The following is a 14,466-nucleotide window of genomic DNA, read 5'->3' on the forward strand; positions in this document are numbered from 1 at the left end:
ACCTCATCAAACTGTTCAGGCGCATATCACTGCGGGTTGGCACGAATGCTGGAAAGCAACGATTTCAGGTTGGCAGCCTTGGGCTTGACCAGCCAGAAACGACGCAGGTAATCATCGAGGTTTTCGGCGAGGTTACGCCCCCATTCGCTGCCGGTCTCCTCGACGTACTCGTCCAGCACGCGCTGCAAGTGGTTCCGGTAGGATTCCATGGCTTCGCCGCTGATCCGCTGGATCTCGACCAACTCGTGGTTGACCTTGTCGACGAAGGTGTTGTCCTGGTCGAGCACGTAGGCGAAACCACCCGTCATGCCTGAACCGAAGTTGTAACCGGTCTTGCCCAGTACCGCGACAAAGCCCCCGGTCATGTACTCGCAGCAGTGATCGCCAGTGCCTTCGACCACGGTGTGGGCACCGGAGTTACGCACGGCGAAACGCTCACCGGCAGTGCCGGCGGCGAACAGCTTGCCACCAGTAGCGCCGTACAAGCAGGTGTTGCCGATGATCGCGCTTTCCTGCGACTTGTAGACGCTGCCGATTGGCGGAACGATCACCAGCTTGCCGCCGGTCATGCCCTTGCCCACGTAGTCGTTGGCGTCACCTTCCAGGTACATGTGCAGGCCTCCGGCGTTCCACACGCCGAAGCTCTGGCCCGCTGTGCCGTTGAAGCGGAAGGTGATCGGCGCTTTCGCCATGCCTTGGTTGCCGTGCTTGCGCGCAATTTCGCCGGAGATGCGTGCGCCGATGGAACGGTCGCAGTTGCAGATATCCAAGGCGAATTCGCCACCGCTGGCGTCGTTGATCGAGGAACTGGCCATCTCGACCATCTTCTCGGCCAGCAGGCCTTTGTCGAACGGCGGGTTGCGGTCAACCTGGCAGAATTGCGGCTTGTCTGCCGGGATATGGTCGCTGCCCAACAGCGGCGTCAGGTCCAGGTGCTGTTGCTTGGCGGTCTGGCCTTCAAGGATTTCCAGCAGATCGGTACGCCCGATCAGCTCTTCCAGCGACCGCACGCCCAGCTTGGCCAGCCACTCACGGGTTTCTTCGGCGACGTAGGTGAAGAAATTCACCACCATATCGACGGTGCCGATGTAGTGATCCTTACGCAGCTTCTCGTTCTGAGTGGCGACGCCGGTGGCGCAGTTGTTCAGGTGGCAGATGCGCAGGTATTTGCAGCCCAGCGCGATCATCGGCGCAGTACCGAAGCCGAAGCTTTCGGCGCCGAGGATCGCGGCCTTGATCACGTCGAGGCCGGTTTTCAGGCCACCGTCGGTCTGCACCCGGACTTTGCCGCGCAGGTCGTTGCCGCGCAGGGTCTGGTGAGTTTCAGCCAGGCCCAGTTCCCATGGCGCGCCGGCGTACTTGATGGAGGTCAGCGGCGAAGCGCCGGTGCCGCCGTCGTAGCCGGAGATGGTGATCAGGTCGGCATAGGCCTTGGCCACACCGGCGGCGATGGTGCCCACGCCGGCTTCCGCGACCAGTTTCACCGAGACCAGCGCCTGCGGGTTGACTTGTTTCAAGTCGAAAATCAGCTGCGACAAGTCTTCAATCGAGTAGATGTCGTGGTGCGGCGGCGGCGAAATCAGGGTCACGCCCGGCACTGCGTAACGCAGCTTGGCGATCAGACCGTTGACCTTACCACCCGGCAGCTGGCCGCCCTCACCGGGCTTGGCGCCCTGGGCGACTTTGATCTGCAGCACTTCGGCGTTGACCAGGTATTCCGGGGTTACCCCGAAACGGCCAGTCGCGACCTGCTTAATTTTCGAGCTCTTGATGGTGCCGTAGCGCGCCGGGTCTTCGCCGCCTTCGCCGGAGTTGGAACGCGCACCCAGGCGGTTCATGGCTTCGGCCAGGGCTTCGTGGGCCTCAGGCGACAAAGCGCCGAGTGAAATACCCGCGGAGTCGAAACGCTTGAGGATCGATTCCAGTGGTTCGATCTCGCTGATGGCCAGCGGCGTGTCCAGGGTTTTCACCTTGAACAGGTCACGGATCATCGACACCGGGCGGTTATCCACCAGCGCGGTGTATTGCTTGAACTTGGCGTAGTCGCCCTGCTGCACAGCGGCTTGCAGGGTGCTGACCACGTCCGGGTTGTAGGCGTGGTATTCGCCACCGTGGACGAACTTGAGCAGGCCGCCTTGCTGGATCGGCTTGCGCGCACTCCAGGCTTCAGCTGCCAGGGCTTTCTGTTCGGCTTCGATGTCGACGAAACGCGCGCCCTTGATGCGGCTCGGCACACCACGGAAGCTCAGCTCGCAAACTTCTTCCGACAGGCCGATGGCTTCGAACAACTGCGCGCCACGGTACGAAGTGACAGTGGAGATACCCATCTTCGACAGGATCTTCAACAGGCCCTTGGTGATGCCTTTACGGTAGTTCTTGAACACCTCGTAGAGGTCGCCCAGCACTTCACCGGTACGGATCAAGTCACCGAGCACTTCGTACGCCAGGAACGGGTACACCGCCGAAGCGCCGAAGCCGATCAACACCGCAAAGTGGTGCGGGTCGCGGGCTGTGGCGGTTTCGACGAGGATATTGGAGTCGCAACGCAGACCTTTTTCGGTCAGGCGGTGGTGCACCGCGCCGGTGGCCAGGGACGCGTGGATCGGCAATTTGCCTGGAGCGATATGACGGTCGGTCAATACGATCTGGGTACGACCGGCGCGCACCGCTTCTTCAGCCTGATCAGCGACGTTACGCACAGCGGCTTCAAGGCCCAGGCTCTCATCGTAGTTCAGGTCGATGATCTGGCGGTCGAAGCCTGGACGCTCCAGGGTCATCAACGAGCGCCATTTGGCCGGGGAAACCACCGGCGAGCTGAGGATCACACGGGAGGCATGCTCAGGCGATTCCTGGAAGATGTTGCGCTCGGCACCGAGGCACACTTCCAGCGACATCACGATGGCTTCACGCAGCGGGTCGATCGGCGGGTTGGTTACCTGGGCGAACTGCTGGCGGAAATAGTCGTACGGCGTGCGCACACGCTGGGACAACACGGCCATCGGCGTGTCATCGCCCATCGAGCCGACCGCCTCGTAGCCTTGCTCGCCCAATGGGCGCAGCACCTGGTCACGTTCTTCGAACGTAACTTGGTACATCTTCATGTACTGCTTGAGCTGGTCGATGTCATAGAAAGCCGAGCCGTGGTCGTTGTCTTCCATGGTCGCCTGGATGCGCAGAGCGTTCTTGCGCAACCATTGCTTGTACGGGTGACGCGACTTCAAACGGTTGTCGATGGCATCAGTGTCGAGGATCTGCCCGGTTTCAGTGTCCACGGCCAGGATCTGGCCAGGGCCGACGCGGCCTTTGGCGATCACGTCTTCGGGTTTGTAGTCCCACACGCCGATTTCCGACGCGAGAGTGATGAAACCGTTGGTGGTGGTGACCCAACGCGCTGGGCGCAGACCGTTACGGTCGAGCAGGCACACCGCGTAGCGACCGTCGGTCATTACCACGCCGGCCGGGCCGTCCCACGGCTCCATGTGCATCGAGTTGTACTCGTAGAACGCACGCAGGTCCGGGTCCATGGTTTCGACGTTCTGCCACGCAGGCGGAATGATCATCCGCACGCCACGGAACAGGTCGATGCCGCCGGTGACCATCAACTCAAGCATGTTGTCCATGCTCGAGGAGTCGGAACCCACACGGTTGACCAGCGGGCCGAGCTCTTCGAGGTCCATCAAGTCGTTGGCGAACTTGGTGCGACGGGCCACGGCCCAGTTGCGGTTGCCGGTGATGGTGTTGATCTCGCCGTTGTGGGCGAGGAAGCGGAATGGCTGAGCCAGCGGCCATTTCGGCAAGGTGTTGGTGGAGAAGCGCTGGTGGAATACGCAGATAGCGGTTTGCAGGCGCTCGTCGCTCAGGTCTGGATAGAAGGCGGTCAAATCCGCCGGCATCATCAGGCCTTTATAAATGATGGTCTTGTGCGAAAAGCTGCAGATGTAGTGGTCGGTGTCGGCGGCGTTGGACACCGACGAACGACGACGCGAGGTAAACAGCTTGATCGCCATGTCCTGGTCGCTCAGGCCGTCACCTGCGATGAACACTTGTTCGATCTGCGGCAGGCGCTCCAGGGCCAGGCGGCCGAGCACGCTGGTGTCGATCGGCACTTTGCGCCAGCCGACCAGTTGCAGGCCGGCAGCGACGATCTCGTGGTTCATGTTTTCGCGCGCGGCTTCGGCTTTGACCGGGTCCTGGTTGAAAAACACCATGCCCACGGCGTACTGCTTGGGCAGGTCGACCGCGAATTGCTCTTTGGCGACAGCGCGCAGGAACTGGTCGGGCTTTTGAATCAGCAAGCCGCAACCGTCACCGGTTTTGCCGTCGGCGTTGATCCCACCACGGTGGGTCATGCAGGTCAGGGCCTCGATGGCCGTTTGCAATAGGGTATGACTGGGCTCGCCCTGCATGTGGGCTATCAGGCCGAAACCACAGTTATCCTTGAATTCATCGGGTTGGTACAGACCTGCTTTCATAGACACTTTCTCACCAGGCTGCCTCTTATATCGAGGCAAATTTCTTTTCAATTCAACCGGTTACCTTCCACGCCGAACGTACGCCGGCTTAGCGGGGGCAAAAGGGAGGTCATTGTACACACCGACACGAACGCTCACAAATTTAGCGACGAAATGTCGCAAATCTATGTCGCATTTATGAAAGGTTTAAAGCGATATGCTGTGCTAGTCAAAACTTTTTTAATTCTGACCGCTACGACTCAAAAGCTACGTGCGCAGACACCACAAAGCGCGCGGCCTTCAGGGCTGCACGCTGTTGTAGTTTTTTGAGGTGCCGGGAGAGGCGGCCTGGGTAAGGCCGCCGAATCTTCAGCGAGTTGTTGCGAGTTCTTGTTGAACGCTGGCAACAGTGCGTGGCCAAGGTTTACCAGCCTGAACCTTCGCTGGCAAGGCCTTGATAGCGGATTCAGCTGCTGCACGGCTGGAGAAGTTGCCGTAAGTGACCACATAGAGAGGCTTGCCGTTGAGCAATTTTTTGAAATAACGGTACTCGCCGCCCTGCTCTTTCACGAACGCCTGAGCGTTGGATTCGGAGCTGGTGCCGAGGATCTGCACCACGAAGTTGCCGGTCGGCTGGCTGGTGTACCAACTGCTGCCGGCGGCACCTGCTTTGGCGGCAGTGGCGGCGGTTTTTTCAGCAGGCTTGGCAGCCGGTTTGGCGGCTGGAGCAGGTGCGACAGGTTTGGTAACCGGCGCTGGTTTGGCGGTGGCAACGGTCGGTGCCGGGGTCGGCTTGGCAACCGGAGCAGCTGGCTGGCCGGCCGGTACGCCCGCAGGTGGCGCGGTAGTGGTCACGGTCGGTGGCGTGGCGCTGGAGCCCTCCACCGGCACGCCGTCGTCGCCTTCGGAGATACCACCGGCTTCTTCGGCGAGCGGGCCGCGCATCACCGGCTGGCCAACCATCGGCAGGTTGGTCGGTTGGCCGGAGTTGGCGAATTCGACATTTGGCGTGGGCTTGCCCAGCGGCAACTGCGCCTGTTCGGTTGGCGCGCCGGCGGTGGCGGGTGCTTTGCTGCGACCTGGGATCAACCAGGCGGCGGCAACAGCGACCACGACAACGGCGGAAATCGCCAATACGTGCTTCTTAGGCATAGTAAACCCCATCTTTGGACGCTTAACCGCAGAGCGGCTTGCAATCATGGCTTCGATCAAGGCATCCCGGGCAACCTGGTTGATGGTGCCAGGCCAGCCGTCGGAGCTTTCGTGAATATCAGAGATCTGCGCAGCGGAGAAAAGTTCGATACCCGCCCCGGCACCTTCGAGGCGTTGAGCCAGGTATTCGCGGGTCTCTTCCTCTTCGTAAGGCTGCAATTCGATGACGTGGAACAGCTCCTGGTCGCCACTGATCTGCTCCAGATCAGCGATCAACGAAGACTCGCCAAACAGGAACACGTGCGGGCGACCTTCGGGCGTGCCCGCCGCCAGCGCCAGCAGCGCTTCCAAGGCTGATTCGTCGAGTTGTTCTGCGTCATCTACCAGCAAATACACTTCTTGCCCGGTGAGGCCCAGTTGCACCACTTGCTTGAGAATCGCGTTTGGCTCGGCATTGGAAACGTTCAGCGCCTGGGCCACTTGGCGCAACACGCCCGCCGCATCACCGGCGCCACGCGCCGACACCACCACGCTCTGTACCGATTGCTTGTTGGTGCTGGCGACCAGCGCCTGGCGCAGCAAAGTCTTGCCGCTGCCTAACGGGCCAGTGACTACCAGCAGCAGCTGGCTGTAGCGCGCCAGATGGTGCAGTTGGCCAAGCACGGGCTTGCGCTGAGCAGGGAAAAATTTAAAGCCAGGCACCCGTGGAGCAAAAGGGTCATGGCTTAACTGGTAATGGCCGAGGAACGCCTCGTCGGCATGCAAACTAGTCATCGGGATCTTATTAACCTTTAAGCTGGGCCAGGGCGCGGTAATCCGCTCCCAGCGTGGCCTGTAAAATCTCTTTCGGATAATCGTCGGTCACTACCGCTTCGCCCATGTGGCGCAGCAGCACCAGTCGCAGGCGACCGTCGATCACTTTCTTGTCTATTGCCATATGTTCGAGGAAATCCGCCTCGGTCATCTCCAAAGGTGGAACGACCGGTAAACCGGCGCGCTGGAACAGGCGGATACCACGATCCCGCTCCTGGGCGCTGATCCAGCCCAGGCGTTGTGACATTTCCAATGCCATCACTGTGCCAGCCGCTACCGCCTCCCCATGCAACCACACACCATAGCCCATGTGCGTTTCAATCGCATGGCCGAAGGTGTGACCAAGGTTCAGGGTGGCGCGTACACCGGACTCGCGCTCGTCGGCATTCACCACCAGCGCCTTGGCGGCGCAGGAGCGGGAAATCGCTTCGGTGAGTGCAACCTGGTCCAGAGCGCGCAGGGCGTCCATTTGTTCTTCAAGCCAGGTCAGAAATGGCTCGTCGCAGATCAGCCCGTACTTGATGACTTCCGCCAAACCCGCCGACAGCTCGCGCGGTGGCAGCGTATTGAGGGTCGCGGTGTCGATCAGCACGGCTTGAGGCTGATAAAACGCACCAACCATGTTCTTGCCCAGCGGGTGGTTGATACCGGTCTTGCCGCCCACCGACGAATCGACCTGGGACAACAAGGTGGTCGGCACCTGGATAAAGTCCACGCCACGCTGATAGCAGGCCGCCGCAAAGCCAGCCATGTCGCCGATCACACCGCCGCCCAGGGCAACCACGGTGGTACGCCGGTCATGGCGCGCAGTCAGCAGGCCATCAAAGATCAGTTGCAGGGTTTCCCAGTTCTTGTGGGCCTCGCCGTCAGGCAAGATCACCGAAATCACCGAGTACGCCGCAAGGCTGCGGCTCAGACGCTCAAGATACAGCGGCGCGACCGTTTCGTTGGAGATGATCGCCACTTGCCGCCCAGCAATATGCGGAGCAAGCAACTCCGGCAGGTCCAACAAACCTTCGCCAATATGGATTGGGTAGCTGCGCTCGCCTAGATCGACCTTAAGTGTCTGCATGTGTCCCCGCGTGAAGATAAATGTACGATCAGCAACGCTCAGATCTGCCGTCGCCTGATGGCTCTACGCCACACCCCAAGGTGTGTAGCGCGCCGCCGAGAATAGCGCATTTCGGGCTTGGCTTTAACGGGGCGGCAACCGTTGCAAGCGCTCGAGAATGTCGAGAACGACCATTCGTGGCGGCCGTTCATCGGTTTCCACCACCAGGTCGGCGATTTCCCGATAGAGCGGATCGCGCAACGTCAGCAGATCCCTCAGGGTCTTGGCCGGGTCGGCGGTGCGTAACAATGGGCGATTGCGATCCCGCGCAGTACGGCCCACTTGCTGCTCGACCGACGCATGCAGGTACACGACGCGGCCACCGGCATACAGCGCCCGGCGGTTTTCATCGCGCATGACTGCGCCGCCGCCGGTGGCCAATACCACGCCATCGCAGCCGCACAGTTCGGCAATCATCGCCTGCTCGCGGTCGCGAAAGCCCAGCTCGCCTTCCTTATCGAAGATCCATGGGATATTGGCACCCGTGCGCAATTCAATTTCCTTGTCGGAATCTTTGAACGGCAGGCGCAGCTCTTTGGCCAGCAAACGGCCGATGGTGCTTTTTCCAGCCCCCATCGGTCCTACAAGAATCAAATTTCGCACAGAATCAACGACTCACAGCAATCGCCTGGTTATTCATAATACGCGGAGTCAGGAATACCAGCAGCTCGGATTTTCTTTGCGCCAACACATCGCGCCGGAAAAGGCGGCCAAGATACGGCACATCGCCCAAAAATGGCACTTTATCTACCACTTTGCTTTGGGTATTAGAGAAAACGCCACCGATGACGATGGTCTCGCCATCCTTGACCAGCACCTTGGCGTTGACCTCGTTTTTCTTGATCGGCGGCACGTCGTTGAGTTTGTTGAGATAGTCGGGCTCATCCTTGGTGACCTTGACCTCCATGATGACCCAGCCGTCAGGGGTGATCTGCGGGGTCACCTCCAGCGACAGCGAGGCTTCCTTGAAGGACACCGAAGTGGCGCCACGCGAGGTGGATTCCTGGTAGGGAATCTCGGTGCCCTTGAGGATACGCGCGGTCTCCTTGTCGGAAGTGACCACCTTGGGCTGCGAGACGATTTCGCCGTTGCCGGTTTTTTCCATGGCGTTCAGCTCCAGGTCCAACAGCAGGTTGTCGGTGATATAGGCGATGCCCAGGCCCGAGGTCCCCGTGAGTGCACCCAGGTCGACAAAGGGTGAACTGGGAGGGTTTGCTGGTGGTTCAACCCCCTCGGCCAACGGTTTGCTAATGCCGCCTGCGGCCCAGTTGCCACGATTAAGGCGCCCACCCCAGCGCACACCCAAGCTTTTGTCGTAGTCGACATTGGCTTCGACGATCCGCGCTTCGATCATCACCTGGCGCACTGGAATATCCAGTTGCGCCACGATCCGTCGCAGCTCTTCAAGCCGCTCGCCGGTCTGGTAGGCGATGATGTTATTGGTGCGGTCATCCACCGCTACCGAACCACGCTCATCGGGGATGCCATCAAGGCCCGTCACCGACTGAAACAACTTGGCCAAGTCAGCCGCCTTGGCGTAATTGACCTGCAACAGCTCTCTGCGCAAGGGCGCCAACTCAGCCATCTGCTTGCGTGACTCCAGCACCAGCAGCTCACGGGCGGCCAACTCTTCGGCGGGTGCCACCAGCAAAACGCCGGCTTTCACGCGCTTGTCCAACCCTTTGGTTTGTAACACCAGGTCCAGCGCCTGATCCCAGGGCACATCCTTGAGTCGCAGGGTGATCGAGCCGTGCACCTCGTCGCTGGTCACCAGATTAAGCCCGGCGACATCCGCAATTTGCTGCAATACCGCGCGCACATCGATGTTCTGGAAGTTGAGGTTCAGTTTGTCACCGTTATAGGCGCTTAGCGCCGCGCTGCCAGGTGGCGGCAGCTGGATCAGATCCACACGGTTGGGCACAGCAGATGCCATCGGTGCCGTGAACGCTATCCATAGCGCCACACCGAAGGACGAAAAAGTCCTTTTCATTGTTTGATTCCGTTATGAGTTGACGTTTAACACGAGGGTTCGCGAACGCTCCAGCCATGCGCCCTGTTCATCCGGGAACAGTTCGGCCAGTTCGATGTGGCTAGCATGAATGGCCGTTATCCGGCCGTAGTCAGGTCCCAGATAGTCGCCGACTGCAAGGCGATGCACTGTCGACGCCGCACGCAGCAAGACATAGGCCTGCAAGCCACTGGACAAGGTGCCGACCATTTCGACCTGGTCGACGGCCAAGCCTTCCAGGGCTCCGCGCACTCGGGTGAGGTCCGGCGCATGCGCCGGCCGGCCAAGCACGTGAGCAACCTGCTGGGTGGACGGCTGGAAGGGATCACGCAGGGAGCCTGCACCGTAGACAAATCGAGGCCGCTGCTCGGCTGCCAGCGCCGACTTGCCACGCGGCGCGGTGCTCCGATAAGTCTTGGCCAGCAGGTCAAGACGCAACCACGCCCCCTCAGACCTGAGCACAACATCATGCACTGTGACGACTCGCGGCAAGCCACCCAAGGCGCTCACAAACATCGCCAGGTCGTGGTAGGTGCCTAAAACACCGACCTGCACGGGCTGCTCGATGTAAAGCGGCTGAGGTTGCTCGTCCAACACCGTGACACCCTCGACCACCAAGCCGTTGGCGACCGCCAACCGGGCTATGTCTTCCAACCAGCCGGGCATATCGGAGTCGCCGGGTAACTGCCGCAAAAGCCCGGAGACCTTGTCTTGCATGGCCTGGGCCCGACGGGTACGACCCTCAAGGCTGGCCGCCAAACCGGTTTTTTGCGCAAGCGACTGTTGCAGGGCTACTTCCTGCGCCTCCAACGCGTACTGCCGCTCACGGGCCGGAGCCAGCAGCAGACTATCGCCCACCAACAGCACCAGGCCTGCCAGCGCGCAGCCCAACAGAGCCTTGCCCGGCAAAGGCCATTTAGCAGCGTTGTGAGAAAGCGTGGAGAAGTTGAGCCTGGGCAGGCTCAAGGCTGAGCCTCGGCGGATTCCCCTTGGCGCACCATCAGTTGAAATTCATTGCTGCCGCGCTCGCCGTCTGCACGCACATGCTGCAATCGCGTGGCATGAGCACCTTCAGACGCCTGCAGGCGGCGCATCAGTTGGGCAATATCCTGGCTCGACTCCGCGCTGCCGCTGATACTCACCGTATCGCCCTTGGCAACCACCTCATGCAGGTGCACGCCATCCGGTACCGCACGGGCCAACTGGTCCAAGAGCTGCGTGCTGGCTGAGCGGGCTTCGTGCAGGTCCTGCACAACCTTCATACGTTGCGCCAACTGCTGGCTTTGCTCCTGAAGGTCATCGATGGTCTTGAAGCGCGAATCCTGAACAGAAACTTCCTTGCTCAAGTGGTTATTTCGCGCCGCTTGCCGGTCAATCGCCCGGTCGATCACCCGATCCGCCAGCCACACCGCCGCGAACGCTACACAGGCGAATGCGAGCAAAAATGCCAGGAAGTATTTGCGCCGCCGCTCTGCCAGCGCCTGACGCCATGACAAAAGATTGATTCGTGTCATCCAGCGAAACTCCTTAGGGCCAACCCGCAAGCAATTCCCATCCCGTGAGCATCCACGGCCCATTGTGCGCGATCCACTCGATGGCCCGGCGTGAAGCTGGCGAAATCCTGACTGCAAGCGCGCTCCAATGCAAATTCTTCGACATCGACTACCCGCGCGACCAACCCGGCCAAGGCCAAAACCGCTTCGCGGGCCTCTACCTGCTGCTTCAGACACGCGGCCAGTAATACCTCGACCCGGGCTGGGTCCTGGGGTGATGGGCCACGCACTTGAAAATCGATGGCGACATCATCCAATGGGTAAGGAATGTACTGATCGGCTTCCATCTGGATCTTCCAGACCATCTCCTCATCACTGAGCCCCGCCTGCATTTCTAGCACCCGAGTGATCACCGAAGGGCCGGCCACAGCCACAGCCGCCTGCCGGGCCGAGGTATGCAGCTCAGATAACGCCTGCTGCAGCACCTGCCCTATCGCCTCAAGGTGCAATAGCGTGCCATCGACTACCGCATGGGTGGGCAACTGCTGCGTGACATAACCCTGAACGCTGTAACCGGTGGCGGAACGGCCCAACTCAATCAGCTTGATGCCCGTATCATTGATATCGACGCCCAGTACGGTGTCGACTTTTCGCCTGAAAAATCCCTTTCTCATAAAACTCCCCAAAACTTTCCCTGTCATATCGGCGGTCATACCGCCTGATTGCCACCGGGCATCGTGCATTCGGTCGACTTGTTTGAGTGGTGCGAATGACGCCCCAGGCCGAAAATGCTTTAATGCCCAGCGTTTTTTCCCGCTTTTTTCTGCTGCTCGGGTCGATCCATCGTTTGTTATGCATGCCCCGACGCGTAACTCATTCTTTTCTCTGGAAATCCAAAAGCCTTGATTCGTCTGCTGAAGTTTTTCGGGTACTCCATTGTCGCGATCGTCTGCGGGCTGCTGCTCGTACTCAGCGGGGCCTACCTCTACCTTAGTCCGGGTTTGCCCTCTGTAGAGGCACTCAGAAGTATCCAGTTGCAGATTCCTTTGCGGGTCTACAGCAGCGATGAAAAACTGATCGCGGAGTTCGGCGAAATGCGCCGCACCCCGATCCGTTTCGCCGACATTCCGCCCAACTTCATCAACGCCCTGCTGTCGGCTGAAGACGATAATTTCGCCAACCACTACGGTGTCGACCCCGGCAGCCTGGTGCGTGCGGCTACGCAATTGGTAAAAAGCGGACACATTCAATCCGGTGGCAGCACCATCACCATGCAAGTGGCGAAGAACTTCTTCCTCACCAGCGAGCGCAGTTTTTCGCGCAAAGCCACGGAAATCCTGTTGGCATTGCAGATTGAACGTCAGCTGACCAAGGACGAGATCCTTGAGCTGTACGTGAACAAGATCTACCTGGGCAACCGCGCCTACGGGATCGAGGCGGCGTCCCAGGTCTACTATGGCAAGTCGATTCGTGATGCCAGCCTGGCACAAATGGCAATGATTGCCGGCCTGCCAAAGGCCCCTTCGCGCTTTAACCCGCTGGCCAACCCGGCGCGCAGCAAAGAGCGTCGCGACTGGATCCTGGGGCGCATGTACAAGCTGGGCAAGATCGACCAGGCCGCCTATGAAAGCGCGGTGGCAGAGCCGTTAAATGCCAGCTACCACGTACCGACGCCGGAAGTGAACGCACCGTACATCGCTGAAATGGTGCGCGCCGAGATGGTCGGCCGTTATGGCAGCGAGGCCTACACAGAAGGCTTCCGCGTGACCACGACCATTCCGAGCAACCTGCAGGAAATCGCCAACAACTCGGTACGCGACGGCCTCGTCACTTATGACCAGCGCCATGGCTACCGCGGCCCGGAATCACGCCTGCCAGGCAAGACCCTGAGCGCCTGGACCACCGAATTGGGCAAACAGCGCCCGATCAGCGGCCTGGAGCCGGCCATCGTCACCCAGGTGAAGAAAGATGGCGTGCAGGTGCTGACACGCACCGGCGAAGGCCATGTTTCGTGGGACAGCATGAAGTGGGCGCGCCCGTTCCTGAACACCAACAGCATGGGCCCGGTGCCCAAGCAGCCGTCTGACGTAGCGCAAGTGGGTGATTTGATCCGCGTGCAACGCCAGAAAGACGACAGCCTGAAATTCAGCCAAGTGCCTGTCGCTCAAGGCGCCCTAGTGTCACTGGACCCGCAGAACGGTGCGATCCGCGCCCTGGTCGGCGGTTTTTCCTTCGAGCAAAGCAACTACAACCGCGCCACCCAGGCCAAGCGCCAACCGGGTTCGAGCTTCAAGCCGTTCGTCTACAGTGCTGCACTGGATAACGGCTACACCGCCGCCAGCCTGGTCAACGACGCACCGATCGTGTTCGTCGACGAGTATCTGGATAAGGTCTGGCGCCCGAAGAACGACAACAACACCTTCCTTGGCCCGATCCGTGTCCGCGAGGCGCTGTACAAGTCGCGCAACCTGGTGTCGATCCGCTTGCTGCAGGCAATGGGCGTCGGCAAGACCATCGACTACATGACACGCTTTGGCTTCAACAAGTCGGACCTGCCGCCAAACCTGTCCCTGGCGCTGGGCACCGCAACCCTCACGCCGATGGAAATCGCCACCGGCTGGAGCACCTTTGCCAACGGCGGCTACAAGATCACGCCGTACCTGATCGACAAGATCGAAAGCCGCAATGGCGACACCCTGTTCACCGCCAACCCGCCACGCGTGCCGGGTGACGTGGTCAACGGCGTGGCGGCGCCGGATGGCATCGCGGCACCGAGCAACGGCGGTATCACCATTGAGCCGACCCCAGGCGCAGCGCCTGCCGCAAACGCCACCGCACCTGCCGAGCCACAAGCGCCTGCGGTAGCTCAACGCATTGTGGATGGCCGTACCACGTATATCCTCAACAGCATTCTGGAAGACGTAATCAAGAAGGGCACCGGGCGTCGCGCCCTGGCCTTGGGCCGCGCAGATATCGCCGGCAAGACCGGTACGACCAACGAGTCCAAGGACGCCTGGTTCTCCGGCTACAACGCTGACTACGTGACCACCGTGTGGACCGGCTACGACCAACCGGAAAGCCTCGGCCGCCGCGAGTTTGGCGGCACCGTGGCACTGCCGATCTGGATGAGCTACATGGGCGCAGCCCTGAAGGACAAGCCGCTGCACACCCAGCCTGAGCCGGAAGGCATTCTCAGCCTGCGGATCGACCCGATCAGCGGGCGTGCGGCTTCGCCAAGCACGCCGAACGCTTACTTCGAGCTGTTCAAGAGCGAAGACACGCCGCCGTCGGTCAACGAACTGGGTAACGGCACTGCGCCGGGCAGCCCACTGCCAGCGGATGAAGCGGCGCCGATCGATTTGTTCTAACCCGATCTGTGGCTGAAGTGAATCGCCAGCCACAAAAAAGCCCCGACTCGTAAGAGCCGGGGCTTTTTGT

General features: G+C 60.4%; 8 protein-coding genes and 1 pseudogene. 1 reads left to right on the forward strand and 8 read right to left on the reverse strand.

Translation table 11 applies throughout. From position 1 onward, the window contains the following. Positions 1–26 precede the first annotated feature (26 nt). The 8 genes and pseudogenes from gltB to pilM all read right to left on the reverse strand — a co-directional run bounded on the left by gltB (position 27) and on the right by pilM (position 11,702). The gene (gene gltB / locus E0F99_RS02445) at positions 27–4,472 is read right to left on the reverse strand and encodes a glutamate synthase large subunit (RefSeq protein WP_083355649.1); all 4,446 of its coding nucleotides are present in this window, start codon (positions 4,470–4,472) and stop codon (positions 27–29) included. 348 nt (positions 4,473–4,820) lie between these two features. Then, on the reverse strand, positions 4,821–6,377 hold the full coding sequence (locus E0F99_RS02455; protein ID WP_083355650.1) for an SPOR domain-containing protein: 1,557 nt from the start codon (positions 6,375–6,377) through the stop codon (positions 4,821–4,823). Positions 6,378–6,387: 10 nt separating this feature from the next. Further along, a complete protein-coding gene (aroB, locus tag E0F99_RS02460; RefSeq protein WP_083355651.1) occupies positions 6,388–7,488 on the reverse strand; it encodes a 3-dehydroquinate synthase in 1,101 nt (366 codons plus the stop codon). 123 nt (positions 7,489–7,611) lie between these two features. Then, entirely contained in the window at positions 7,612–8,130 is a 519-nt protein-coding gene (gene aroK, locus E0F99_RS02465; protein WP_083355652.1) for a shikimate kinase AroK, read from the reverse strand. 4 nt (positions 8,131–8,134) lie between these two features. Beyond that, a pseudogene (locus E0F99_RS02470) lies at positions 8,135–9,391 on the reverse strand (type IV pilus secretin PilQ); the annotation flags it as partial. A gap of 138 nt (positions 9,392–9,529) precedes the next feature. Next, entirely contained in the window at positions 9,530–10,501 is a 972-nt protein-coding gene (locus tag E0F99_RS02475; protein ID WP_083355654.1) for a pilus assembly protein PilP, read from the reverse strand. After that, positions 10,498–11,049: a PilN domain-containing protein gene (locus E0F99_RS02480; RefSeq protein ID WP_083355655.1), complete on the reverse strand. Its 552-nt coding sequence runs from the start codon at positions 11,047–11,049 to the stop codon at positions 10,498–10,500. Before E0F99_RS02480 ends, E0F99_RS02475 begins: the two co-directional genes overlap by 4 nt. After that, the gene (pilM, locus tag E0F99_RS02485) at positions 11,046–11,702 is read right to left on the reverse strand and encodes a type IV pilus assembly protein PilM (protein WP_083360319.1); all 657 of its coding nucleotides are present in this window, start codon (positions 11,700–11,702) and stop codon (positions 11,046–11,048) included. The genes E0F99_RS02480 and pilM overlap by 4 nt, the downstream gene beginning before the upstream one ends. A gap of 231 nt (positions 11,703–11,933) precedes the next feature. Here pilM and E0F99_RS02490 point away from each other — a divergent pair, with 231 nt between their 5' ends. After that, positions 11,934–14,396, forward strand: a complete 2,463-nt coding sequence (locus E0F99_RS02490) for a penicillin-binding protein 1A (protein WP_407022267.1) — start codon at positions 11,934–11,936, stop codon at positions 14,394–14,396. The last annotated feature ends 70 nt before the right edge of the window (positions 14,397–14,466 follow it).

This window comes from Pseudomonas antarctica (assembly GCF_900624995.1).
GTDB classification, from domain to species: domain Bacteria; phylum Pseudomonadota; class Gammaproteobacteria; order Pseudomonadales; family Pseudomonadaceae; genus Aquipseudomonas; species Aquipseudomonas antarctica.

Bases quoted from the DNA above. Each gene is read 5' to 3' on its own strand.
- E0F99_RS02480 (WP_083355655.1), bottom strand. From the start codon at position 11,049: ATGACACGAATCAATCTTTTGTCATGGCGTCAGGCGCTGGCAGAGCGG.
- E0F99_RS02455 (WP_083355650.1), bottom strand. From the start codon at position 6,377: ATGACTAGTTTGCATGCCGACGAGGCGTTCCTCGGCCATTACCAGTTA.
- pilM (WP_083360319.1), bottom strand. From the start codon at position 11,702: ATGAGAAAGGGATTTTTCAGGCGAAAAGTCGACACCGTACTGGGCGTC.
- gltB (WP_083355649.1), bottom strand. From the start codon at position 4,472: ATGAAAGCAGGTCTGTACCAACCCGATGAATTCAAGGATAACTGTGGT.
- aroB (WP_083355651.1), bottom strand. From the start codon at position 7,488: ATGCAGACACTTAAGGTCGATCTAGGCGAGCGCAGCTACCCAATCCAT.